The organism is Streptococcus sp. HMSC057G03 (genome assembly GCF_001808745.1).
Classification (GTDB): Bacteria; Bacillota; Bacilli; order Lactobacillales; family Streptococcaceae; genus Streptococcus; species Streptococcus parasanguinis_Z.
Genome location: NZ_KV794423.1, coordinates 245,105 through 271,391 on the forward strand (window position 1 = coordinate 245,105; position 26,287 = coordinate 271,391).

General features: G+C 43.3%; 19 protein-coding genes and 1 tRNA gene. 6 read left to right on the forward strand and 14 right to left on the reverse strand.

Annotated elements, in window-relative coordinates; all coding sequences use genetic code 11:
- Positions 1–40: 40 nt before the first annotated feature.
- Positions 41–6,901 (reverse strand): Ig-like domain-containing protein, encoded by a 6,861-nt coding sequence (locus tag HMPREF2686_RS05130; protein WP_070449494.1) that lies wholly within the window; start codon positions 6,899–6,901, stop codon positions 41–43.
- A gap of 240 nt (positions 6,902–7,141) precedes the next feature.
- Between HMPREF2686_RS05130 and HMPREF2686_RS05135 the strand changes: the two genes are divergently transcribed.
- A complete protein-coding gene (locus HMPREF2686_RS05135) occupies positions 7,142–7,759 on the forward strand; it encodes a hypothetical protein (protein WP_049474192.1) in 618 nt (205 codons plus the stop codon).
- A 78-nt stretch (positions 7,760–7,837) separates the two neighbouring features.
- Here the strand turns inward: HMPREF2686_RS05135 and HMPREF2686_RS05140 are convergent, their stop codons facing one another.
- Positions 7,838–8,359 (reverse strand): Dps family protein, encoded by a 522-nt coding sequence (locus HMPREF2686_RS05140; RefSeq protein WP_003001978.1) that lies wholly within the window; start codon positions 8,357–8,359, stop codon positions 7,838–7,840.
- 169 nt (positions 8,360–8,528) lie between these two features.
- Here HMPREF2686_RS05140 and HMPREF2686_RS05145 point away from each other — a divergent pair, with 169 nt between their 5' ends.
- Positions 8,529–8,999 carry a COG2426 family protein gene (locus HMPREF2686_RS05145; RefSeq protein ID WP_070449496.1) on the forward strand — a complete coding sequence of 157 codons (471 nt, stop codon included), beginning with the start codon at positions 8,529–8,531 and terminating at the stop codon, positions 8,997–8,999.
- 77 nt (positions 9,000–9,076) lie between these two features.
- On the opposite strand, the gene tsf is transcribed toward HMPREF2686_RS05145, so the two are convergent.
- Positions 9,077–10,117, reverse strand: a complete 1,041-nt coding sequence (gene tsf, locus HMPREF2686_RS05150) for a translation elongation factor Ts (RefSeq protein WP_070449498.1) — start codon at positions 10,115–10,117, stop codon at positions 9,077–9,079.
- A gap of 82 nt (positions 10,118–10,199) precedes the next feature.
- On the reverse strand, positions 10,200–10,982 hold the full coding sequence (gene rpsB / locus HMPREF2686_RS05155; RefSeq protein WP_003002189.1) for a 30S ribosomal protein S2: 783 nt from the start codon (positions 10,980–10,982) through the stop codon (positions 10,200–10,202).
- Positions 10,983–11,235: 253 nt separating this feature from the next.
- Between rpsB and HMPREF2686_RS05160 the strand changes: the two genes are divergently transcribed.
- Positions 11,236–11,306, forward strand: a tRNA-Cys gene (locus HMPREF2686_RS05160).
- Between the two features lie 144 nt (positions 11,307–11,450).
- Entirely contained in the window at positions 11,451–12,209 is a 759-nt protein-coding gene (locus HMPREF2686_RS05165) for a hypothetical protein (protein WP_070449500.1), read from the forward strand.
- 50 nt (positions 12,210–12,259) lie between these two features.
- Here the strand turns inward: HMPREF2686_RS05165 and nusG are convergent, their stop codons facing one another.
- From nusG to rpmG, 3 genes are all read right to left on the reverse strand, one after another.
- Entirely contained in the window at positions 12,260–12,796 is a 537-nt protein-coding gene (gene nusG / locus HMPREF2686_RS05170; RefSeq protein ID WP_003002077.1) for a transcription termination/antitermination protein NusG, read from the reverse strand.
- 187 nt (positions 12,797–12,983) lie between these two features.
- The gene (gene secE / locus HMPREF2686_RS05175; RefSeq protein ID WP_003002261.1) at positions 12,984–13,160 is read right to left on the reverse strand and encodes a preprotein translocase subunit SecE; all 177 of its coding nucleotides are present in this window, start codon (positions 13,158–13,160) and stop codon (positions 12,984–12,986) included.
- Positions 13,161–13,169: 9 nt separating this feature from the next.
- Entirely contained in the window at positions 13,170–13,322 is a 153-nt protein-coding gene (rpmG, locus tag HMPREF2686_RS10180; protein WP_003009043.1) for a 50S ribosomal protein L33, read from the reverse strand.
- Positions 13,323–13,466: 144 nt separating this feature from the next.
- On the opposite strand from rpmG, the gene HMPREF2686_RS05180 reads away from it, so the two are divergent.
- Positions 13,467–14,381 carry a KPN_02809 family neutral zinc metallopeptidase gene (locus tag HMPREF2686_RS05180; RefSeq protein ID WP_049472712.1) on the forward strand — a complete coding sequence of 305 codons (915 nt, stop codon included), beginning with the start codon at positions 13,467–13,469 and terminating at the stop codon, positions 14,379–14,381.
- Between the two features lie 40 nt (positions 14,382–14,421).
- On the opposite strand, the gene pbp2a is transcribed toward HMPREF2686_RS05180, so the two are convergent.
- Entirely contained in the window at positions 14,422–16,656 is a 2,235-nt protein-coding gene (gene pbp2a / locus HMPREF2686_RS05185) for a penicillin-binding protein PBP2A (RefSeq protein ID WP_049514444.1), read from the reverse strand.
- A gap of 103 nt (positions 16,657–16,759) precedes the next feature.
- Here pbp2a and HMPREF2686_RS05190 point away from each other — a divergent pair, with 103 nt between their 5' ends.
- Entirely contained in the window at positions 16,760–17,623 is an 864-nt protein-coding gene (locus HMPREF2686_RS05190) for an RluA family pseudouridine synthase (protein WP_049506880.1), read from the forward strand.
- A 26-nt stretch (positions 17,624–17,649) separates the two neighbouring features.
- On the opposite strand, the gene HMPREF2686_RS05195 is transcribed toward HMPREF2686_RS05190, so the two are convergent.
- From HMPREF2686_RS05195 to HMPREF2686_RS05220, 6 genes are all read right to left on the reverse strand, one after another.
- Positions 17,650–20,412: a GBS Bsp-like repeat-containing protein gene (locus tag HMPREF2686_RS05195; protein WP_049506878.1), complete on the reverse strand. Its 2,763-nt coding sequence runs from the start codon at positions 20,410–20,412 to the stop codon at positions 17,650–17,652.
- A 142-nt stretch (positions 20,413–20,554) separates the two neighbouring features.
- Positions 20,555–21,607, reverse strand: coding sequence for a glycosyltransferase (locus tag HMPREF2686_RS05200; protein WP_049496400.1), 1,053 nt, complete (start codon positions 21,605–21,607; stop codon positions 20,555–20,557).
- A gap of 10 nt (positions 21,608–21,617) precedes the next feature.
- The gene (locus tag HMPREF2686_RS05205) at positions 21,618–22,610 is read right to left on the reverse strand and encodes a stealth family protein (RefSeq protein WP_049496403.1); all 993 of its coding nucleotides are present in this window, start codon (positions 22,608–22,610) and stop codon (positions 21,618–21,620) included.
- Positions 22,607–23,707, reverse strand: a complete 1,101-nt coding sequence (gene glf / locus HMPREF2686_RS05210) for a UDP-galactopyranose mutase (protein WP_049506875.1) — start codon at positions 23,705–23,707, stop codon at positions 22,607–22,609. Before glf ends, HMPREF2686_RS05205 begins: the two co-directional genes overlap by 4 nt.
- Positions 23,708–23,717: 10 nt before the next feature.
- Positions 23,718–25,133 carry a flippase gene (locus HMPREF2686_RS05215; RefSeq protein WP_049496502.1) on the reverse strand — a complete coding sequence of 472 codons (1,416 nt, stop codon included), beginning with the start codon at positions 25,131–25,133 and terminating at the stop codon, positions 23,718–23,720.
- A gap of 2 nt (positions 25,134–25,135) precedes the next feature.
- Positions 25,136–26,284, reverse strand: coding sequence for a hypothetical protein (locus HMPREF2686_RS05220; protein WP_049506873.1), 1,149 nt, complete (start codon positions 26,282–26,284; stop codon positions 25,136–25,138).
- Between the last annotated feature and the right edge of the window lie 3 nt (positions 26,285–26,287).

A 26,287-nucleotide genomic window follows, 5' to 3' on the forward strand; every position in this document is an offset into this window, starting at 1 on the left:
TGTGAACTTTTCACCGTATTTTGCTGGCTTATCCAGCTTTTTACTTGGCCTTATTGGCTCTTTTTTTCTGATCGTCCAGCACAGCACTGGCAAGGCCTGCCGCTAAGATTCCAGCAACGAGGCTTGCGACGCTTTCTTCCGTTCCTGTATTTGGTAATCTACCTTCGGAAACTGGAGCAGCTGAAACTGCTGGTGTTTGAGTTTCTTTCTCGACTTCCTTCACTACTGCATCTATCCCTTCCTGACGCACTGCTTTGACCTCAAGAGATGCTTGAGGAGTTGGGGTAGCTACTGGTCCTTCTGAAACATGAGGGCGCTCTGGGTTCGGAAGCGGTTGTGGTTCTGGTTGCGGTTCTGGTTGCGGTTCTGGCTGTGGCTCTGGCTGCGGTTGCGGTTGCGGCTGTGGTTGCGGCTGTGGCTCTGGTTGTGGAGTGTCTGGAAGTACCTCTTTCGTGCCTACCTCTGTGATTTCTGCCACTGGATCTAGCTCTACAAAGGCATCTAGTTCCTTCCGGCTTTCCACACCATTTTCTTGAGAAACTTCCACCAAGCGTAATTTACGGCCTTTTTGACCTTCTTGAACCACACGTTTCTCACCTTTTGGAAGATCCGCATTTGGACGTTCTAGGCGTTCAAAGTCCATCTCTTCTGGCTCAATCACCAACTCTGGTTTGGTATGGACCAGATTCTTAACCCCTTCTTCAGGAATGGCTGAGCCTGTAGGTGCTTTTGCGGAGAGAGAAAGTTGATATACTTTTTCGAGCTTGCCATCTTCTGAGACAACCTTGACAAGAACAGGGGCATTGGCACTTTTAGCATCGATGACCGTAACGGCTGTTCCATTCTTGCCTTGTGCTGAAACGATTGGACGTTCTCCCTCATACTCTAGATGATAATCTGTCACATCTGGTTTAAAACCTTCTAGGTCTTTGCCATTCACTTGGATCGTAACGTCAGTTGTTGCCTGGGCCGCTTCTGTTGGAGCATAGGCGCTCAATTCAATGATTCCAATTCCTTTAAGATTTTCATCACGAACCATTCTTAAACGGATGGCTTTGGTTCTAGTTTCATTGAAGCTGAGGTTAGAGATATAGCCAGCTTCAAAGTCATAATCCAAGCTATAAGGAATTTCTTCCCAGTTAGAGGCTTGGTTAAATGGATGATCTGGAAGATTCTTCAGATTGCCATAATCATCCGGAACCTCAAAGTCTGGACCAATGTAGCGTTCAAGAACGGTTTTCGTTGGCAAGCCTGTTTCTTGATCCGCAAAGAAGTCGACCGCTACTTTATTGACCAAACGCTCTGTTACCTGGCCATTTTTCTTGAAGATGAGACCAGCAAAGGCTTCGGTTTGATCCGGTTCTCTCTTCCAGTTGGTCCAACGGTAATACTCGTTGTAGCCACCATCGTTGATGTAATCGATATAGTCGATTTGATTTGGATCGAGATCATTGGTTTCACTGGCAAATGCCCTGGTATCATCTGCATTGTAATCACGGTTTACAGAAAGGTTTTCTCCTGTCTTTTCTGACACCCGGACGGTCAGCTGAGCTCTCAGATCATAGCCAATGACTTTTCCTTCCAGCGTGAAGCTTCCTTCATGAGAAAGCGCATCAGCTGGGACAGCCTGCCAATCCACCGTAAGCTCCTTGCGTTCATAGCCTGTATCCCCTTTGAAGTAGACACCTACGGTAGATGGTAGAACCAGATCTTGACCGACTTTCACAAAGCGGCTACCTGCTTCCACTGCTACTGGGGCAGCTTGTTTCAGTTTTTCTGCATCACTTGTGAGATGGAGGCGATATTCTTGTAAGATGGTACCATCTTCCGCTTTATGGATGACACGGATTGGCTCCCCTTCATGGACACTTGGCACAACCGTTGCAAGACCGTGATGGCTGGCTGTCGCTTCCACTTGTGGATAAGCCCGATCACGCGCATCGATGTAGTAATCGGTCACACTTGGGTTGACACCTGGCAAGACATCGCCATTAACACGAATGGTCAACTGGCTCTTCTCTTCTGCCGCAACCTTATTGGCAAATATCTGAATCTCTGAAATAGAGCTTCCACGCTTGCCTTCTGGCGTCTTCATACGGATACGAACAGCATAGGTGTCGACTTTATCAAAACTGAAATGATTCATCTTACCAGCTGCTACCGGTTTTTCAACGGTTAGGTTGCTAACTTCTTTCCAGTTGGCTGGATTGTTAAATGGATGGTCTGTTTCGTCTTTGACACGATTTGGATTGCTTGGAACCGTTGGGATTTGTTCCCCTGTATAGTACTCAATCACATATTCACTTGGAGCCCCAACACCGTGGTCTTCGTGGAAACCAACATGGAGGTTATCCACTGCTCGCTTGGTCAAGATACCAGAATCCCCAAACAAGATCCCAACCGAATCTTCCGCATTGTTACGACCCCAGTTGGTCCAACGGTTAGCTGGAGCATCGGTAAAGGAGATGACCTTATCATTGACCTTAGCAACTGGATCTGCATCGTTAGAGTCACTTGCAAAAGCGAGTGGCAAGACAGATCCTGTCCATTGCTCTGCAACGTTAGCACCCTTAACTGTATTTGCAGAAACACGAATATGAAGACGTGTTGGAAGATCCGTTCCTTCTACACGACCGGCTAGGACAACTTCTCCTTCTTTGGCCAAGAGTTGCGGATCGACCGCATCCCAGGCCACCTTAGCAGTATAGGTCTTACCATTAGAGTGATAGGTCCGCACGCTTTCTGGAAGAGCTGGTTTTTCGCCGACTGGAGTGGTGGTGCTGACTTCTTCTACAGCGATAATACCTTCAACCGTCACTTGAGCTTGGGCTTCTTTTTCCACACCCTCTACATGACCTGTGACTGTAAAGCTATGGTAATCCTTGACTTGATCTGCGGTCACAGCATCCCAGGTCACGCGTTTTTCTTTAGGGAATCCCTTGTCATACTCGACCAAGACGGTCTCTGGAAGAGCTGGCAAAACGTTTCGATCCGTACTAATCCGTACAGGACGTACCTTCACAACCGTCTTTTCTTCTGGATTTGGCGTGATGGTAAAGCTGACTTCTCCCGTTTGTCCTTGGAAGTTAGCTTCTAAATGAACCAATCCTGCTTCCCGCAATTCTAAACCTTTATTGGTTGCGACGGCTTTTCCTTGGCTACCAGCTCTTGTCTTCACATCGATTTGATCTGCTTTGAGACTTGCCTGGCTGCCATCTTGGTAATGGGCAATGACTTCAAGTGGTACCGTTTGGTCTTCCTTGAGTTCCTGTCCTTCTGGCAGACGCAATTCCAAGCGCTCGATCTGTGGACTTTCTTCTTGGAATTGGACCACATAGGTCTGTACAGCTCCCGTATCCTTAGCAGTCACAAAGATTTGGGCTTTCAAACCATTTTCGCGATTAGCTTGTAGGACCGTCACTTGAGCATTTTCTGCACTAGCTGTGACTTGACCTGGCTCTTGACCATAAGCGAGGGAACGGAAAATGGTATGGTTGCCACTACCAAATTTTGGAAGGGCTACCCCATCTATCTGAACCATTGGTTTCTTAGCCTTGGCTACATCTCCTCCTGCAACCACTAGTGTCGCTTGGACCGTTTCCCCATTGCCTAGGAGTCCTGTCGCCTTCAAGCGTGCTCCCGGTGTAGACAATTGATCTTCTTGACCAGCTTCCAAGGTCCATTGATCGACCTCATAGTGGGCAGTGGTCCCATCAGTGAAGACTAATTGCACAGCCTTATCCACTGTTGCTAGATCTGCTCCCTGTGGGATTTGTTTGATGACTGGAAGTACTTGTTCCACGCCGATCACATCGACCAGAGCTTCGACCGTGCGTCCTTGAACATGACCTGTCACACGGACTTGGCCAGCACGACTATAGTCTGCTGCATCCCATTCAACGGCTTCTTCTTGGGCCTTGCCATCGCTATAGACCACATTGACCTTACTTGGCAAGGTTGGCTCTTCTCCTAGATAAGCACTTTGTCGAACAGGTTCCACACCTAATACAGTGCGTTCTGCTTGGTCCTTCTTACCTGTAAAGAGGCTGACTTGGTCTGATTGCAAGCGATCTGAGTCTGCATACAGAGTAAAGGCACCTGCCTGCTCAGTTGATTTGACAATCACAACCCCTTTGCCGTTGAAGGCTTTGCGTTGCCATGAGCCATCTTCCTGCGCTTTGTAGCGTTCACGGCTGGCTTGCTCCCCATTATCGACACCGACAATTTGGCCTTGTCCATGCAAATGGAAATGCACCAAATTATTGGCAGTTGGTACGACACGACCTTCTTCATCGACGATTTCATAGGTAATATAGGTCAAATCCTTACCGTCCGCTGCGATCGCGTGTTCTTCTTTCAACAAACGAACACCCGCAGCCTTGCCGGCTGTTTCGACTTGATCTTTCGCAATCACTTCTCCCGCTTCGTTGCGCGCAATAGCTTCCACCTTACCTGGTACATATGGGACCAACCACTCTAGATAAAGTTCATCCGGATTTGCCCCTTCTTGATAGGTCCGGCCATCAGCTGTGGTCTTCTTGGTAAAGGTCTTCACTCCTTGTGATTCCCCATTGACAATCAATTCCACACTGTGGGCATTGGAGAAGGTCCGAACAGGAATCCGTCCTTCTTCATCCATGACACGATTGGCTAATTCTGGATTGTCCCAGTTCCAATGCGGCAAGAGATGGACCATCGGATGTTTCTCAGCCGATACCCATTGACTTTGGTAAAGGTAAAAATCATTCTTTGGAAGGCCGGCAGTATCGACAATACCGAAATAAGAACTTTTCACAGGTGTATCATTTTGGTTGTGCCATGGGGTTGGCTCACCGATATAGTCCGTACCAGTCCAAATAAATTGCCCTGCATAGCCGGCATGATCGCGGTCAAAGGTCCAAGAGGCGGTTGCAGTCCGACCCCAACCAACCCGGTCATTGCCGTAGTCTGATTGTTCATAATGGCGGTCTTCTTGGTTACTACCGACCCATTCTCTTTCAGGGTGATAGTATGAGCCCCGTGTCCGCGTTGCAGAAGAGGTTTCAGAACCATAAATGAGCCAGTTTGGATGTTTCGCCCGTAAGCTTTCATAGTTGGCTTCTGAATAGTTAAATCCAACCGCATCAAGCTCTGCTGCTACCTTTTCATGGCCTCCTGATCCATCACCAAAGCGGAATTTATCAGCTCCCATGGTGACATAGCGGGTTGCATCCACGTCCTTGATGGTCTTGACCAAGCGACGAACAGTTGCGACAGATTTGTCTGAACCATCTGCTTCACCGACTTCGTTACCGATTGACCACATGACAATGGCTGGATTGTTCTTGCCCCGCTCTACCATGGTTCGTAGATCGTAATCGGACCAAGTATCCCCCTTACGAGCTTCTGGGTGAGTGGCATCTTTTTCAAAGAAACGACCATAATCGTATTGTTTCTTACCACCATACCAGGTATCAAAGGCTTCTTCTTGGACCATCAAGCCCAACTCAGCAGCAATTTTTAAGGTTTGTTCACTGGCTGGGTTGTGGGTCGTCCGAATCGCATTGACCCCCATGTCTTTCATCTGTTTGAGACGACGGTATTCAGCCTTGTAATTTTCCTCAGCTCCAAGAGCCCCGTGGTCATGGTGAAGGGATACTCCGTGGAATTTCGTCGCCACCCCATTGAGGAAGAAGCCACCTTCTGGCGTCCAGTTGAGATAGCGATAACCAAAGCGTTCCTTTTGCACATCGACCAACTGCGAATCCCGATAAACCCGCGTATACAAGGTATAGAGAGCTGGATGATCCGTTTTCACATCCCAGAGGGTTGGTTTTTCAACATGCAAGGTTTGAGAAAGGTTGATCGCTTGACCTGCTAGAACAGCTTGTGCTTCACTGCGCGTTTTTTCGCTCACCACTTGGCCATTTTGATCGACAATTTCATATTCCGCATAAATACTATGAGCTTGATCATCTTGGTTGACAATGCGGCTCTTCACCACTGTATCTACTGCCCCATTTTGCTGTTTTTCTAATTGAGGGGTCGTAATCGTAGTCCCATACTGCGCTAAATGAACCTTGTCCGTTACACTCAGCTTAACATCCCGGTAAATTCCGCTACCAGAATACCAACGGCTACTTGGTTGTTGATTGACCACATGAACGGCGATGGTATTCTCGCTTCCATCCGCATTCAAATAAGGAGTAATATCATAAGAAAAGGCATTGTAGCCATTTGGATAATGACCGACGAATTGTCCGTTTACATAGACTTTGGAATCCATATAAACCCCGCCAAATTCCAAGCGGACCTTCTTATCTAGATCCTTGTCGTCCAACCGGAAGGTCTTACGGTACCAAGCATCCCCACCGTTTAATTGACCGCCTTCATTTTGAGCAGGAGAGTTGTGATCGAAATCAAAGAAAATAGACCAGTCATGAGGAAGATCTAATTTTTTCCAATCCTTGACATCCACTTGACGCCCTTCTGCACCAGGAGCTGCATTTAATTTAAAATACCAATCTTTATTAAAATCACGTTCTCGATCTTGCACAATATCCTCCGCTACACGATTTTGATCTGGAGCAGCAGTTTCTTCCGTTCCTGTAGCACGCTCAGATGAAGTAGAAACAGGCTGGCCCTCTCCTTGAGGGGCTGGCTTTTCCTCAGCTCTGGTAGGGGTGATGACAGCTGGAGCTTCTGAAACTCTTGCACCAGCTCCAGGAACTTCCGCTTCTGAGTTTTCCGTCACAACACTTGGTGTCTCCATCGAAGTCGGTTCACTTTCGAGGGCTGGCTTTTCTTCCGCATGGACCCTTGAAAGTCCCAAGGCAGAAATCCCAATCACAACAGAACAAGCTCCAACTGAGAGCTTACGAATACTAAAAACAGGACGCTTTTCAAAAAAAGACTTTCCCATAAAAACCTCCTCTTAGGATTAACTATTCAATTTGTAAGCGCTTTCTTATGCCTGCGAATGCTTACAGAAAATCACATATTAACTATACCAAAAAAATAGGAGCGATAGGCCTCGATTTCGCTCCAACTATAGTTAGATTAAGAATTCCTTTAATTAGTACAAACAAGCTTTTTTTGTTACCTACCCGTAATAAAAATATGATAAAATGATTCAACTAATATAAAAAAATGAGGTTTACCTATGAGTGAAAAAATAGAATATAAAAAAGAAAAAATTTCTTATTCCTATTCTATCGTTCCTATAATCGTGATGATTTTAATTTTTCTATTTCAAGCAATCCAATCAGGTTCTCAAGTAAAATCAACTCCCCAAGGGACCTTCTCTAGTTCAAGGCAAGAACTTCACTACTCTTCAACCCAGAATCAAATCACGTCCGCAAGGAATACCGAAGCCTCTCAGCTTTCAAGTTCAAGAAATAATGATGATTTTCTTTTTCTTTTTCTTGTATTCACCGGATTTTCTATCGCTTCCTTCTTACTTATCGCCTGCTACAATGGGATGACAGCAATTGAGCCTCCCCTCCTCACTATCACTGATGATGCTATCTATACTATTGGAAATGCATATCGAAACCAGTTACAGATGAAATATAGCGACATCCATAAAATAGAATACAAAATAAAAACTAGCTCCGCTAACGATGTTACTTATACAGATCGCTTTCTTTATTTTTATGATAAGAAGGACAAACTACTCGACAAGGTGAATTTTTCAAATGCAGAAGGAGCCGATTTTAATACAATACAAAAGCAAATTAAAGAACGCGCACCTCACATCGAATGGATTTATCCTTCCTAAATAAATTTCTACTAATTTTTCCCACTAGAAAAAACACCAAAAAAATAGAAGCCAATGGCTTCTATTTTTTTTATGATCTTATAATCCTGGTTCTTGACCAAGTTCAGCTGCCACCATCCAAATGTTCTTTTCAAGTTCTGCTTTAGCCCCAACAAAGATATCGTTGGTTACATCGTCGCCTTCAGCGTCGGTAACATCCAAAGCTTTTTGGTAAAGGCCGTCAAGGTAATGAAAGATTTCAAGAACACGTGTCAAGCTTTCTTCTACATTTTTCGTAAATGTTCCACGGCGTTCTTCAATATTGCTGTGTTCCAAAAATTCAGTCATGCTAGAATATGGCGCGCCACCAAGAGTGATCAAGCGTTCGCTCACTTCATCCAAGGTTGCATCCAAGCTGTCCATGTATTCGTCCATCTTTGGATGCCAAACCATAAAGCCACGTCCACGCATATACCAGTGTACTTGGTGAAGGGCAATGTGAGCGACGTAGAGATCTGCTACGACTTGGTTCAAGAGGGCTTTTGTTTCTGGAAGAGTTTCTTTATTAGAAGGTGCAAAAGTTGCTACATCAGTAGCTGCTTCATGTTTCATAGTTGTCATATCGTTTCTCCTTTTTTATAATGATTCTAATTAACTATGTCTCTATTATATGCTTCCTCATTCAGAAAGTCAAGATAAAAGATTTAAAAAGTTCATTCCAAAGCTGGAATAGTTGTCAATTGAAGGAAGATACGATAGAATGAAGAAGACTAATCGAAAGGCTTGACTAATGAAATATATCTTTACCTTCCTGATCTCCATGGTTCCCCTTGTTGAATTGCGCGGGGCCATCCCTTTTGCCATTGCAAATGGTATTCCCTTATGGACAGCGCTCCTGATCGGAGTGATCGGAAATCTTCTCCCTGTCCCTCTGATCTTCTTCTTCGCCCGCCATATCCTCACTTGGGGGGCAAAAAAAACGATCATCGGAGGCTTTTTTAGCTGGTGTCTCAATAAGGGCCATAGAGGCGGACAGAAATTAGAAAAAGCTGCAGGAGACAAGGGAATCTTCTGGGCCTTATTGCTCTTTGTGGGAATCCCTCTTCCGGGAACTGGTGCCTGGACCGGAGCTCTTGCGGCCTCCATCCTTGACTGGGACTTCAAACGCAGTAGCCTCGCAGTCATGCTCGGAGTGATCCTAGCCGGCCTCATCATGGGGACCCTGTCCCTGCTTCTAGGAATCGATACCTTCGCACATTAAGCAAAAGGCTGAAGCAACGGCTTCAGTTTTTCCACACAAAAAAGAGGTTCCCTTCGAAACCTCTTATTTTTTTATTCTTAGTTGTTAAGAGCTGCTGCCATTGTAGCTGCAACTTCTGCTTCAAAGTCATTTGAAGCTTTTTCAATACCTTCACCAACTTCAAAACGAACGAATTCGATAACTGAAGCATTTACTGATTCAAGGTAAGCTTCAACTGTCTTGCTGTCATCCATGATGTAGACTTGTGCAAGAAGAGTGTAGGCTTGGTCAACTTTTGTGTTGTCCAAGAAGAAGCGATCCATTTTACCTGGGATGATTTTATCCCAGATTTTTTCTGGTTTACCTTCAGCTGCCAATTCAGCTTTGATATCTTCTTCAGCTTGAGCAACCACTTCGTCAGTCAATTGTGCTTTTGAACCGAATTTCAAGTGTGGAAGAGCTGGTTTACCAACCATTGCACGGCTTTCGTTATCTTGGTCGATGACGTGGTTCAATTGTGCCAATTCATCTTTCACGAATTGTTCATCCAATTCTTTGTATGAAAGAACAGTTGGTTTCATTGCAGCGATGTGCATTGAGATTTGTTTAGCAAGTACTTCGTCTCCACCTTCGATCACAGAGATAACACCGATACGTCCACCGTTGTGTTGGTAAGCACCGAAGTGTTGTGCATCTGTTTTTTCAAGCAAAGCAAAACGACGGAATGAAATCTTTTCACCGATTGTAGCTGTTGCAGATACATATGCAGCTTCAAGAGTTTCACCTGAAGGCATTGTCAAAGCAAGAGCTTCTTCGTTGTTAGCTGGTTTACCTTCAGCGATCACTTTCGCTGTTGCGTTTACCAATTCAACGAATTGAGCGTTTTTCGCAACGAAGTCAGTTTCAGCATTTACTTCAACTACTGCTGCAACGTTACCATTGACATAAACACCAGTCAAACCTTCAGCGGCAACACGGTCAGCTTTCTTAGCTGCTTTAGCCATACCTTTTTCGCGAAGCAATTCGATCGCTTTTTCGATATCACCTTCAACTTCAACCAATGCCTTTTTAGCGTCCATGACACCGGCACCAGATTTTTCACGCAATTCTTTTACAAGCTTAGCTGTAATTTCTGCCATTTTTGTTCTCCTATATTTTTTAATAAAATAAGAGGGTCGGGCTGAGCCCTGCCCTCTTAGGTTCGTTACTTATTGAATGAAATTAAGCGTTGTCGCCTTCTACAACTTCAACGATTTCTTCGATTGAATCAGCTTGACCTTCAGTAGCTGCCAATTCAGCTTCTACTGTAGCAACACTGTCTTCACCTTGACGTCCTTCGATAACAGCGTCAGCCATTTTCGCAGTGATCAATTTAACAGCACGGATAGCGTCATCGTTCGCTGGGATGATAACATCGATATCATCTGGGTCAGTGTTTGTGTCGACCATCGCTACAACTGGGATACCCAATTTCTTAGCTTCTTTAACAGCGATTTGTTCTTTATGTGGATCCACAACGTACATTACGTCTGGGATACGAGGCATGTCTTCGATACCGCCCAAGAATTTTTCAAGACGAGCGCGTTGTTTGTTCAACAATGCAACTTCTTTCTTAGGAAGAACTTCAAAAGTTCCATCTTCTTCCATGCGTTTGATTTCTTTCAAACGAGCGATACGTTTTTGGATTGTTCCCCAGTTAGTAAGAGTTCCACCCAACCAACGGTGGTTGATAAAGTATTGACCTGCACGAACAGCTTCTTCTGCAACAGCATCAGCAGCTTGTTTCTTAGTACCTACGAACAAGATCACTGCATCGTTTGCAGCTGCATCACGCATGAAGTCGTATGCTTGGTCTGCGTATTTTACAGTTTGTTGCAAGTCGATCACGTGGATTCCGTTACGTTCTGTGAAGATGTACTTAGCCATCTTAGGGTTCCAGCGACGAGTTTGGTGACCGAAGTGTACACCAGCCTCAAGAAGTTGTTTCATTGAAATTACTGCCATGAGTAGTTTCTCCTTTTTTGTTTTTTTCTCCTCTCTCAGACGTCAACTTGCAGCACAACCACAAGGGCAACGGTGCCACAATGGATCCGAGATGAGTATTTGCTGTCTTAGACAACTCTATAAGTATAGCAGAAATCACTAGAATTCGCAAGCTATTTGAGAGATTTTTTCAGCATTCCCCATCTGCAATGATTTGAAGCAAAAAGTTTTTCTTGACCTATCTTTATTTTTAGGTTACAATATTATATGTTATGGCGGTATAGCCAAGTGGTAAGGCACGGCTCTGCAAAAGCTTGATCGTCGGTTCAAATCCGTCTACCGCCTTGATAATAAAATTTTTTATCATCTTTTATCTTTTAAAAATTCCCCTAGCAATAGGGGGTTTTTTTGTTGCCATTTGCTCCATTCCTTGATTATTGATATAATAAAACCTCGCCTGATCGGCGAAGCACATTAGAAAGGGTATTTATGAAAAACATTCATTTCTTTACGATCGGTCTTCTTTCACTAGTGACACTAGCCGCTTGCTCACCTGCCAATTCTGCGCAACAAGCAAAAACAGCTTCTAGCTCTAGAAAACCGATCAAACAATCTTCTACCAAAACATCATCTAGTAAATCGTCAAGCACTTCTTCATACAGCAGTAGCTCAGATGATTTTTCAGGTCGCTTCAGCTTGGATCCAGATGATGGCGCATCTCTCCAATATGTGCCAGGAGCTGCATCCATTCCTGAGATCGAAAAGCTCAAGAACCTCCACCCTACCACCGGTTTTGTATTGAGAACCGAAGATGGACAAGAGGTTGGTGGGCCAAAAGAAAGAAGCAGTTACGATGACGTAGTTGCAGCCTTTGGTCAACCCGTAAGTAGTACAGACAGTGCGAATCCTGGTGATGGAGTCAATGTTTGGGCAACAGACAATGGCGATATCATGGCTTTCTTCCGCAATAATGTGTTAACAGATATCACCTTCCGACTAAGAGGGGGCGATGCCAACCACCAGTCTACTAGCAGCATTTCCAAATCCGATACACCAAAAACGGCCCTCGAACGTCTCGGAAAACCCTATACCATTATGCGTTCAGAAAATGGGACCAGCTATGTCTATAAAGATAGCAACGGAGATGAATCTAGCTTTTCTACACAAGGAAATAAGATCTTCAATGTCACGTCTGCTGCAGAAACCAAGCAGTTAAAAAAGATCACTGGCCTGGATAAAAATCAATAACGATCCATACAAAGAACCCTCCAAGTTTTTCTTGGAGGGTTCTTTTTTTCTTACAATTCAGCAATTTGGTTCAAATTCACTTCTGCAACCGTATCGTTACCGAACATAGAAATGACCATTTTCACCTTGTTGTTATCAATTTCAGTGATCTTACCAGTATAGTCTGTGAAGGCACCGTCGATGATACGAACCGTATCGCCCACCTTGACATCCAAATCAAACTCTTGAACGGTTTGACCCATAGAGAGCAAGATGCTGCGGATTTCTTCTTCCAACAATGGAGTTGGTTTTGAACGGTTCCCGTGTGATCCGACGAAACCAGTAACGTTCGGTGTATTCCGAACGACAAACCAAGCTTCATCTGTCATGACCATTTCAACCAAGACATAACCTGGGAAGCGGTTTTCTTCGATTTCTTTGGTTTTACCGTTTTTCTCAACTTGTACGGTTTGAGTTGGAATCTCTACGCGCAAGATGTTTTCTAACATATTGTAAGTTTGCGCACGTTGCAAAAGATTCTCTTTTACCTTGTTTTCATATCCTGAGTAGGTTTGTAGTACAAACCAGCCTTTATCAAAACTGTCCATTTGGGCATCCTTTCTTTCTGTTTAGCCTGCTCGAGCTTTTGTGAACATACTAAAAAAAGCCTCTTGGCTTTCCTTTTCCTAGCTTCATTATACCACATTTTGCAGGAATGCAAAGAGGTTTGCTGATTTATTTTTAAGAAAAGGCAATAAAAAATGGGACCCAGAGGGTCCCACCTGGCTTCTTTTCTTAAAAGAAATTGATCATGTGCAATAGGCCACGTGCAATGACTTTGTCGAACAAATAAATCAATGCAACAAAGAAAGCGGTGTACTCAATCACTGAGATAAAGTTTTTCCATCTTTCCTTGCGATTTGGCCAAGTTGTATCTTTTAGTAAGACGAAAATATCTTTAATGAATTTCACAACTCTCTCCTATCGTGTTTCTTTATGGATGGTATACTTACTGCAATGTTTGCAGAATTTATTGACTTCTAGACGTGTTGGTTTTGGCGTCCCACTCAACTTAATGGAGTAATTGCGTGACCCACAAACCGTACACGCTAGACTTGCTTTTTTTAATGCCATAACGCCTCCGTTCACCCCATTATAGCAAGTTTTCCACGTTTTGACAAGAACAGAAAATCTCCTGTCAAGAAAAAAGCAAATCTAAAGCGTTATCACTCTGGTTTTCTCCTCATTTTTGGTAAAATAAAACAAAAGGAGACGAATATGAAAAGTGATCATCTAAAAGAAAGTAGAAATATCGAAGACCGCCGAGGGCAAAGCTACTCCCAGTCTTCAGGCAATAGTAATCTTGGCGGAGGCATTTTACAGATCTTACTATCGCCGGGGAGCTTCAAAAGTAAGATCGTCCTCATCCTTCTTCTGGTTCTTCTAGGAGGTGGTGGCGCTAGCCTTGGGGGTCTCTTTGGAAATGGGACTTCTTCTCAACCTTACCAATCCACCCAAGTCACGCGCACCAACAAGACCCATGTCGACGATGCAGATGCCGAGTTCGTCAGCAAGGTCCTTGGAACAACAGAAGATCATTGGCACAAGGTCTTTCAAGCTGAAGGACGTACTTACCATGAGCCCAAACTAGTCTTCTATACCGGACGGACACAGACAGGCTGTGGGGTTGGGCAAGCATCGGCTGGTCCTTTCTACTGTCCAACCGACAAAAAGATTTATTTGGATATGAGCTTCTACAAGGAATTAACAACCAAATACAAGGCTAGCGGTGACTTCGCCATGGCCTACGTGATCGCTCACGAAGTCGGCCACCACGTACAAAACGAGCTGGGAATCCTTGGCAAATACCATCGGATGCAACAAGGTCTTTCTGAAAAGGAACGAAATGCTATCAGTGTCCGCATCGAGCTACAAGCCGATTACCTAGCCGGTGTCTGGGCCCGCTCCATTCAAGACCGAAACCTTTTGGATATCGGCGATATCGAAGAAGCCATGAATGCAGCTCATGCGGTCGGTGACGACACACTCCAGGAGCAAGCCTACGGCTACTCGGTGCCAGATAGCTTTACCCACGGAACCTCCGAGCAACGCATGCGCTGGTTCAAACGAGGCTACCAGTACGGGGATCTCCAACACGGCGATACCTTTAGCTTGTCAGATAGTGAACTCTAATTAAAAACGATTCAGAAGAATTTCTGAATCGTTTTTTTGATTAGAAACCAAGCCAACCTTTAAAGGTATCCCAGGCGTTTTTCGCTTTTCCTGGAATATCGGCCTCGTCGATTGCTTTTTTCGCATCATCGACCATATTCGACGCCTTTTCTTTGACATCCTCAAAGAAACCTTTGTCTTCTTTGCTGTCTGTTTCTGTCGTTTCTTCTCCGACTGGCGCAATGCCATTTTCAGCATAAGAGTTCTTCACCGAATCAAACTGGGTACCGTCTGTATAAGGCAGGACACTGTTGGCAACATTGCGGAAGATCTCTGACGCCGTTCCGGCACTACTATCGGTCAGGTAATGACCTTCATCGGTCGTTGGGAAACCAAGCCATTGACTGATGACCACATCTGGCGTGTAGCCGATCACCCATTGATCTCCAGAGAGGTCCTTGTTAAAGCTGGTCTCTGTCGTACCTGTTTTCCCTGCCATAGTATAGCCATAAGGCGCAGCGTTAACCCCCGTACCATTACTAAAGGTTCCCAGCATCATATTGGTCATCTTATCCGTTGTGGATCCACTAAGCACCCGGGTTGATTTCTGACTGTGGCTCTTGACCACTTGGCCACTGGCATTTTCGATCTTGGTAATGAGGTGAGCATCATTCATGACCCCGCCATTGGCGAAGGTTCCATAGGCTTGGGCCATCTGCATCGGATTGGTTGTCACACCAGCTCCCAAGGCAACAGCAAGCGATTTGTCCACCTTATCCATGTTGAGACCGAATTTTTTTCCGTACTCAAAGACCGTATTGAGGCCCAATTCATTAGCGGTCGCTACTGCTGGAAGGTTGAGGGATTCTGCCAAGGCCTGGTACATCGGTACCGTTGGGCTCGACTGAATTCCTGCATAGTTATTGACTTCATAACTTCCGTATTGGGTGGTACTATTATCCAGTTCCTTATTGGTCGACCAACCTTCTGCAACAGCTGGGCTATAGACCACCAAAGGTTTGATGGTTGATCCCGGACTACGGGCAGCCTGGGTGGCATAGTTGTAAGTACGGAAACCTGGATTTTGATCGCTTCCGACGCGTCCTACGAGAGCCCGAACCCCTCCGGTCTTAGGATCGAGGGCCACACTACCAGACTCTGCGCGCGTGCCGTCTTCCGCTACCGGGAAGAGGGCTGTATTGTCATAGATTACCTGCATGCTTGCTTGGTAATTTTGATCCAGCTCGGTGTAGATCCGGTAGCCATTTTTGACAATGTCTTCTTCGGTGAGACCGTATTCGTTGACCGCTTCATTGATGACCGCATCAAAATAGGATGGGTAGCGGTAGTCCTCTGACTTGCCTTCATAGGCATCGACTAGCTGGCCATGGATATCAACAGCAGCAGATTGATCGGCTGTTGCCTGGTCAATATAGCCGGCCGCTACCATATTTTGAAGGACTGTATTGCGGCGGTTGGTCGCATTCTCTACTGAATAGAGCGGGTTATAGATCTCCGGTCCCTTGAGCATGCCTGCGAGAACCGCTGACTGATCTAGGCTTAATTGACTGGCTGAAACCCCAAAATACTTCTTGGAAGCATCCTCAATTCCCCAAACCCCATTTCCAAAATAGGCATTGTTGAGGTACATGGTGAGGATTTCTTTTTTACTGTATTTCTTATTGATTTCAAGCGCCAGGAAGAATTCCTTGGCCTTACGCTCCACCGTCTGGTCCTGAGACAGGTAAGCATTCTTGGCTAGCTGCTGGGTGATGGTCGACCCACCACCTGAGCGACCCAGGGTCAAAATCGCTAAAAAGAAGCGACCATAGTTGATCCCGCTATTCTTGTAAAAGCTCCGGTCCTCTGTTGCGACCACGGCATTTTGCAGATTCTCACTAATAGCATCGAGTTCGACGTAGGTTCCTTTTTGCCCGGTCAAACTTCCAGCCTGGTCCCCATTCTTATCATAGATAATAGTGGTCGCCTTGAGTGCATTCTGCAAATCCTTGACGTTGGTCGTCTTAGCAAGATAGAAGAGATAGCCCCCTGTCAAGAGGCTAAAGCCTAGCCCAATGATTAGGAGGATCTTGGTCAAATGGAAGCGGCGCCAAAAACGACGGAAGGGATGCTGAGAGAGAGGCTTGCTTCTGTGCTTGCCTGAGCGACTATAGGTTGGCTCCACTGTCTCTTCCGGTAGTTCCGTGTCTGGCACTTCTTCTGCCACCGCTTTGGGCGGATGATCCTTTCTAAAAAAAGTGATCAGGTTTTCAAATAATTCTTTTATTCTATTCATACCTGTTATTGTAACACCTTATCCTTGTCCTAGCAAGAAAAGATAGCTCATCCCCTTCTCCCATTTAGTTTTCTTTAAGCTTAGATTTTGCTACAATAGGGTCATGAACTATCAATTTACCATTCCACAATCCTTTCCCCAGATGACTGTGAAAGAGTTGCTTGAGGACTACTTCCTCATTCCCCGTAAGATCCGGCATTTTTTACGAACCAAGAAACACGTCTTGGTCAATGGCGAGACCATCAACTGGCAGAGCCCCGTTCAAAAAGGAGACCAGATCCAGCTGATCTTTGACGCAGACGATTACCCTGAAAAAGAGCTCCCAGCCGGAGACCCGAGTCTGGTCGAAGAACTCTATCAGGATGAGCATGTCATCATCGTCAATAAGCTTGAAGGCATGAAAACCCATGCCAATGAGCCGACAGAAATTGCTCTTCTCAACCATGTTTCCAGCTATGTTGGATCTACCTGCTACGTCGTGCACCGCTTAGACAAGGAAACCAGCGGAGCGATTTTATTTGCCAAAAATCCTTTTATCCTGCCCATTCTCAACCGCATTTTAGAAGATAAAAACATCCAACGCGAGTACTGGGCCTTTATCCAAGGCAGCTTAGCACAAAAAACTATCGTCTACAAGGATAAAATCGGACGCGATCGCCACGATCGGCGCAAGCGCCTGGTCGATCCACGCAAGGGACAGTATGCAGAAACTCAGGTGACGCAACTGAAAAAAATCGGACGAAACAGCCTGGTCAAATGCCAGCTCAAAACGGGGCGTACCCATCAGATCCGGGTTCATCTCTCCCATCATGGCCACCCGATTGTCGGGGATCCTCTCTATAACCCTGCACGCGGAGAGCGACTCATGCTCCATGCTCACCGCTTGACCTTCACCAATCCATTAACCCTTGAAACCATCCAAGTCGAGGCCCCTTCCAAGAGTTTCGAAGAAGGGTTGAAAAAATAAGAAAAGAAGCCTGCGGCTTCTTTTTTTTATTGATAGCGAGGAGTTGCAAATCCACGGATATTGCCATGTCCGATCCGATAGGTATTACGACGGACTTGGTTGTTGGAGTTTCCTTCAATGGTATGAATGATTCCGTTTGAGACGCTTTCGACAATTCCGATGTGATCCGCAAAGCCATTGTTTTGTTGGCTATTTTGATCCCAGTTAAAGGTGATGATGTCCCCTGCTTTTGGTGTAGTGGTACCATCCTCATTCCAAATACCCAAGCGTTTGAAAATCTGGATGTGACGTTCGACTCCACATTCACGGCCAATCAAACCGCTCAAACCTTCCCGCTGGAAGACTGTTGTGACAAAGATATCACACCAGTCATCGGTCGTCTTCACTGCATAACCAACTGGAAGTGGTTTAACACTGTTATAATCATTGATCAATTGTTGGTGAGCTGCAGTGCCGCCACGAACGCCCACTAGACTAGCTGCTGCCCGTAAGACACGGTCCCGTTGTCCATTCGTTACACGAGGACTAAAAGCAGTTTGATCTACTGTCGCACGGGGATGAAGGGCTGTTTGACCAAGGTTAAAGCCTTCAACGCCACCATCGACATAATCCACATAGACGTGAGTGGTATAGTTACCTGATTGGTACTGGTGATTTGCTGCAGAGACCTGCACTTCTGTATGCATACCAGAAGGTGCTGTTGAATACCAGAAAAGATTTTCTTGGTGCGCTTGAGACCAGGCTGCGACACGGATGTTCTTAATCCGACGTCCCTGAGGCGCTTGATCCACTGTTACCGTATAGGTTCCAGCACCAGAATTGACATTCTTGATGTAGGCCTGTGTTTTTGTCTTAGCATTACGGAATTCGACGTCTGTAGTTGTCCCACCAACACCGACTCGTGTGCCATCATTCTGAATGTAGTATAGGTGAACAAAGTACTTCCCAGTAGAATTTTTATGGTCACTAACCTTCACAGAAACCTTGTAGTCTCCGTTCGCTTGGCGAGTTGCTTCGTACCAACGAAGATCGTCCTGACCATCCTTGTCAGACCAAGTTGGGACTTGAACTGTTCGCACGCCTTTAGGGCTGTAGACATCTTTAATAATGACGTCAAAAGTTCCCGTATCTTTGTTGTTGTTAACTATTGAAATCGTACCAATTGGTTTGTTATGCTTAACATCCACCACCGTTTCAGTGATATAATGGTGTTGATTTTTGTTATCAACGATATAGAGGTCAGCACGATAATTGCCAAGCGAATTCTTGTGCTCATCGGACTTGATGGTAACACGATAGCTACCGTCTGGTTGTCGAGTCGCTTTGTGCCAAATAAGATCATCTTGGCCATTCACAAGACTCCACGATGGAACTAAGACTTCTTTAATCCCATTTGGAGCGGAAATATTACGAACAACTGCATCAAAAGTTCCCAATTCAGCATTATTATTTTCAATAATGAGACTTGCAGTCGGACGAGTTTGGGTAACTTCTACCACTTTTTCCGTTAGATAAAAAGGAGTATTAGAATTATCTACAAGATAAGCATCAGCACGATATCTCCCTGTAGAGTTCTTATGATCTGTTGCCTTAATCGTCACGCGGTAAGAACCATCGGCTTGACGAGTAGCCTTATGCCAGATGAGGTCGTCCTGACCACCAGCAAGACTCCATGATGGAACCAAGATGTCTTTAACGCCATTTGGCGCAACAATGTCACGAACAACTGCATCAAATGTCCCTGCTACAGTATCGTTGTTTTCAATTGAAAGGACACCTCTTGGCCGTGTGTAATCAACAGCTACTACTTTTTCAGCAATGTAGTGACGATTATTTGAGTTGTCTACAACATAAGCATCTGCTCGGTATTTCCCTTTATTCCCTTTATGTTCGGTTGCCTTAATGGTGACACGATAGCTACCATCACTTTGCTTAGTTGCTTTATGCCAAATGAGGTCTTCTTGACCATTCTCTAAACTCCATGACGGAACCAATACCTCTTTCACACCATTTGGAGCGACAATGTTTCGAATAACCGCATCAAATGTCCCTGCTACAGTATTGTTATTCTCAATTGAAAGGGCACCACTTGGTCGTGCATAATCAACAGCAACAATCTTTTGAGATAGATACTGGGCTCTCCCTTTTTTATCAATTACATAAGCATCTGCCCGGTAATTCCCAGTGGAATCTTTGTGATCGGAGGCTTTAATTTTCGCACGATAAGAGCCGTCAGGCTCTCTCATAGCTTTATGCCATATCAGATCATCTTGACCGTTTTCAAGGCTCCATGTTGGAACAAGAACTTCTTTCAAACCATTTGGGGCTTCAATATCACGAACAACTGCGTCAAACGTTCCTGCCACCGGATTGTTATTCTCGATTAAAAGTGTCCCACTGGCTTTTGCTTCTGTAGTGGGAATCGTTCCACTTGTTGTAGCACTTGTATGTTCTTCTTTTCTATTGGAAGAGAGACTTGTAAACACAGCGGAAGATGGAGATTCTGTTTCGATCTTTTCTTCAGCAACATATTCCGCAAATTCAGCGTTATTTTTAGCAGTTTCGTTCCGGTATGCTTCTGTATCAGCCTTTTTCTCTATTGCCACTGATCTTTCAGCATGTATTCCTGTATTCTCTGTATTTGACGAGGTTTCTGCCTTTAAAACGATTGTGGCAGTTTTTTCAAATGTTTGGTCAGATGAAGTTTGTTCATCAGCCTTGACCTGTTGCGTTGAAAAGGCCAATAGTACCGTTGCACTCGCATAAAAAATAAGATCTTTCTTTTTCATATAAACTTCCCTTTATACAAATTTTATACTTTAATCATTTTACCACACGGTTTCAGAGATGAAAAGTTTTAAATGGCAAATTTTTAAAATTAGTGATTTTTTTTGAAACACAAAAAAGAAGTCCTTCTGACTTCTTCTGACCTTATGCTAAATGCTCTAAAGCTGTCTTTAAATAGTGACCCTCTCGGATTTCCTGACCGACACGCTTGGCATTGTCCACCAAGTCTTGGTAATCAGCATCTGAAAGATTGTCGATTGTCTCCTTCAAGTCATGAAGCGACTCTACTGCAATCCCACAGCCCTTCTCAAGCACAAAATGAGACAAGGCTGACTGTTTCCAAACCACAAGCGGGAAGCCCGATGCCAAGTAAAGAGACGCCTTGTGAGAGTTGTTGTAGCGAAGGTACTCACCAAAGACGCCACTACAAGTTTCCGAACTATCCCCATCCCAGACCAGTCCAAAACCACCCTCAAGGGCTGCAGGCAGTTCATCCGGTAAGAAGGAACCAAAGTAAGTCTCATTTTCTAGTGCCCTACTCTCGTCAAAACCTACACCATAAAGGTTATAAGACGGTGCTTCTGGAAGAGTATAAAGATAACCAGCTTTTTCCTTGGCCAAATTACCTGCCACAATTATCGGCTGGTCTTTTGTTTGGCCACTCTTTTCTTGAAAATCTGGAATCAAATAGTCAAAAATACCAAGGCTGACAATCTTATCTTCTACAACCCCCTTATCCACTAAAACAGATTTCATAACCGGGTTGTGAGCAATAATTCCTGTAACACTACGGAACGTATCACTTTCAGTTAGTTTCATCCGTAACTTCATTCTAAATGGTAAGGTTTTATCATTCACAAAACGCAGTGTTTCCAAATCATGAACTAAAAAATAGACGTCCGTACCCCTGTTTTTAAGTTTTTTTAGTAAATGGTTAAGAAACAAAGAATGATGTAACAAAGGAAATTGAATTATGATCTCATCATTTTTCTTTAGGTCTTTGAAAGCTCTAAAGAGAGCTCTATATTTATGAATCTGTGCCCTAAGAACATTCATTTGATACCAGTCATCCACCAAAACTTTCAACGGAGAATAACCTAATTTATTTAAAATTGCTTCAACGTCATTACGTGCTTTATTTCCCGCATTTTTAGCATTATTGTCGTGTAAAAATTCTTCTTTTAAATAGTATTTCATCTCTTACTTCTCATTTTTCATACGCTGATTTTTTAGGATAATATTCATTTAAAATTTGCTTGAAATGAATGATGTTTTCTTCCCTAAAGTCACCATCATCATTGACACAAAGCAGTTTTTTACGTCTATCTGTAAAGATAGATTCCAGCTTATCCACTTGATTTAAACCAATTGTTTCTCCGAAATTTTTAGACATAGGATAAAACTGATTACTTTCAATTTGCCAGTTAGAACAAACGTATTGATTGACATCTACCCCATAATCTCTAATCTTATTTCTGGATGTTCTATCCAAAGTTTCACCTTCGATGTCCCACAAATGTGACAAAGTACTCTTCTTCATCGGTACAGGCAAATGCTGATTCACATAACCCGTCGGTCCCCATGGTAAGAGTAACAAGTTTTTCAAAACCAAGGAACCATAACGAAAATTAAAAAATTTCCAAGGAGAGGATTTCATAGCCTTCTTATTAGGAAAATGGCGATAAATCAACTCAACATTATTGTGATAAGTATTTGTAAATGGTGACCATGGAACTAAAGCATCGTATACTGCTAAAAGCTTGGGTTGTCCATTCTTATAAAAATCGGAAGGTTGAGTATCCTTTATCATGAACATATCATCATTGAAGTAGATAAAATGTTCTGATAAGCCCTCAATACGATGAAGATTTAGCTCAATTGCTGCTGAATTATATGAAGGAAGGTAAGCTTCAGGCATAAATTCCCTATGAGTGATCAACTTAAGTTTTGGATGCTCCAAATTTAACCAGTCAGGCTTTTGCCCATTGGTAATTAGATAAACATTATTCACCCAAGGAGCATGCTTTTCAATCATTCGAAACCAGTAATTAAAAATACCGTAATCACGATAACGTTGCTCTCCGTCGATTTCTTGGTCTATTTTTGACATTTGACCTGTCACGGCTTGTTTCTCGCGGATAAACTCCGTATCACTTCCGTCGACCCAAAGAACCACGATATCAATTTTTTCTTGTGTCATTTAATAAATTCTTTCTCAACGACTTCTAGAGCACGCTCAATAACCACATGCATATCGTAGTATTTATAGTCTGCTAGGCGTCCACAGAAGATAACCTTGTCATTTTTCTCAGCTTCTTCTTGGTACTTGGCAAACATCGCATTATTCTTTTCATCATTGATTGGATAGTAGGGCTCATCGCCTCGTTTCCAATCAGCTGGGTATTCACGGGTAATCACCGTCTTCGGTTGTGTACCATACTCGAAGTGCTTATGCTCAATGATTCGAGTATAAGGAATCTCACGCTCTGTATAGTTGACGACCGCATTCCCTTGATGGTTTTCCTCGTCCAAGACTTCGTGTTCAAAACGAAGACTGCGATACTCCAACTCACCATGTTTGTAATCAAAGTACTGGTCAATCATCCCTGTAAAGACAACTTTATCAGCTGAAGCTTCAAGCTCTTCACGATTGGCAAAGAAATCAACCCCAAGTTCTACTTCTATATCACCCAGCATGTTTTCAATGATGACGTTGTAACCACCGATTGGAATCCCTTGGTAACGGTCATTAAAGTAGTTGTTATCAAAGGTCAAGCGAACTGGAAGACGTTTGATGATAAATGGTGGAAGGTCTGTTGCAGAACGTCCCCATTGTTTTTCTGTATAGCCCTTGATCAACTTTTCATAGATGTCCGGACCAATCAACTTGATCGCTTGTTCTTCCAAGTTCTTAGGCTCAACATCTTTCATATCCGCCGTTTGCTCCGCAATCTTGTTTTTGACTTCTTGAGGAGTCTTTGTCCCCCACATGGCATAGAAGGTATTCATGTTGAAGGGAAGATTGTAGAGGCTGCCCTTGTAATTAGCTACCGGTGAATTGATATAGTTGTTAAATTCAGCAAATTGGTTGACATAATCCCAAACCTTTTTGTTTGAGGTATGGAAAATGTGGGCACCGTACTTATGAACATTGATTCCTTCAACTTCTTCACAATAGATATTACCACCAATGTGGTCCCGTTTATCAATCACTTTTACTTTTTTGCCACGCTTGGTTGCCTCATGAGCAAAAATTGCCCCCGATAGACCAGCACCAACAATCAGATAATCGTACATAGTTGTCTCCCTATTTTTTTATTAATTGCTGTTTCAACTCTTTCACATTCACTATTTTGAGGAGCAAAATCAAGGTCCCATAGATGACCCCACCTAGGCCAGCATAGAGAACGACATTCAGCGTCGGCGAAAGGTGGACGATGAACTTGACTAGTAGCAAAAGACCATACATGAGGCCTGAAGCGAACACAATCTTCATCATTGAGCCCATAATCGGCACTTCTTTAAGATAAGTTCGTGTGAAGTAGAGTTGAATCCCCCATACCAAAGCTTCTGTCAACACTGACACAATCGCAGCTCCAATAAAGCCCAGTTTTGGTAGGAAGATGAGATTCAATCCGACACTGACAATGGCAGGTACAGTAGTCGAAATCATAAATTCTTTATTTTTATTGTGAGGGATTAGAATTTGAATCCCCATGATATTGGTCCATCCGATAAAGAACATTCTAAAAATCATGATGGCAATGGCATAACGTGCATCTTGGAAATCCTTCCCTAGGAAGAATTGAACAAAATCATCATTGATAATCAGCATGCCGGCAATAATCGGAAAAATGACCAAATTGTAAATCAAAAAAGACATTTGGTGCATCTTGTTGACAGCCTTGTGGTCCCCTGAGGATAAGAGGCTCGATACCCGAGGCAACATGACACTCCCCAGTGAAGTCACCAAGGTTAACAAAATATTGACCAATTTTAAGGCCTGGTCATAGATCCCCACATCCTTTGTAGAGGCAAGAGCCCCAAGCATAGTCCGGTCCAAGGTGACATAGAGGGAAATGGCAATCTGAGGTAAAAAGAGCAAAATGACCGGTTTTAAATGCACCCGTGCATAGGCCATATCAAAATGGACTTTCCCAATAAATTCACGTGCGGGCAACCACATGCTAAGCTGACCTAACAGTTCAAAGATGGTGAGTAAGAATACATAGAGATAAAGATCATTAGCAGATTTGACAAACAAGAAGATGGAGATGACTCCAACCAGTTTGACCGTGATATTTCGAACCGTAATCTTGCGGAAATCTTCCAATCCTTGAAAGAGCCAGGAGATGTCTAGTCCCTTTGAAACTAAACTGAGCCCCAAAATATAGGCCACAGGGTTTTGCATAGAAGGAAGGGTTAGACATAAAAGAACATAGAGGGTAAGGGATAAAATCGTAGCCCCCAACTGAAGGGTATAAATCCCCCAGAAATTCTTTTGAATATCTTTCCGGTGTCCTGAAATCTCCTTAGTTCCATAATTGGCCACTCCTAGCGTCGCCAAAAGGAGAAAATAAGTAACAATGGAGTTGAAATAGCCATAGGTCCCCAAGTCATTTGAACTAAAGACCCGCGTCACATAAGGGGTGGTGATAATCGGCAAGATAATCACCAGTAACTGGTAGGAGAGATTATAGGCGTAATTTTTAAGAACTTTCATGATCATTCAATTCTATCTTTTATTTTGTATTGAACTGGCACAAGGCTAGCAAAAAGTGTAAAAATAAAAATATTATATCCTGGTCTTATCCAAAAAGCTTCTATCATACAATTAATTGTAATAAGCGATAATAAAGCTAAGAATAGGAACATACCCTGTTTATAAATTCTCTTTGATGCAAGTACATAAATCAATACCAGTAATACTACAGGAACAACTCCGTAGTAAAATAACATTTGAATATAAGAGGAATCTACATAGTTATAACTGTATACTGATTCTGTTGTGCCGCCATATCCTATAAACTTAACCCCGGTTGCTCCAAACAAATGTAATCCATAGGTCTCTATTGCATTTTTCCCTAAAAATAACCTCATACTGAATAAGTTGTTCAAACTCACAAATAATGAAGAAGACCAGGTAAAGAAATACGATAAGTAAAACATTAAGAAAGAAAATATAGCTGCAAAATAAGGTAGGATCCCATAAATTTTAAATTTTCTTTCTTTAGTAACATACATAACAATAAAAATGACAGTTGCTACAAGTACAGAAAGGGCATTTAACCTAGCATCACAAAATTTGATGATAAAAAATGCTAAACTAATACCTACCAAGGTTCGTAGTATGATGAACTTTTTCCGTAGTACATATCCCCAAGCAATAAATAAATAAAAACAGTGAGACGCAAAGTCAGTTGGATAAATGAAACCAAAGGAATTTCTAATCACAAGGCCAGACGAACGGACCTGAGCAAATTGTAAATTAGGAATAACTCCTAGAATTGAAAGTAAGAACACTCCGAACACTATCGTTCCTGACACAATAACGTATGTTTTTAAGATAACATCAATATCTGCATCATATAATAACAAAATCAATAATGAATAAAGTAGGAAATTAGTCCCGCCCGTATGCATGAATACGATAGAACTTGTTAGTAGTAATAAAATAGCAGTTAAGATATAAAAGAACGTGAATTTTTTTATATACAAAAATCTAAAACATAATAATAATGAAAAACAGATTAATAAAACAACCGGAAGATTTGGGATTATTCTGTTTAACATTGTTGTCATAAGAGTATCGTACCCAACAATAAGAGTCAATACTAGAATAACCAAAAGGTTCTCAAACTTAATTTTTAACATAAT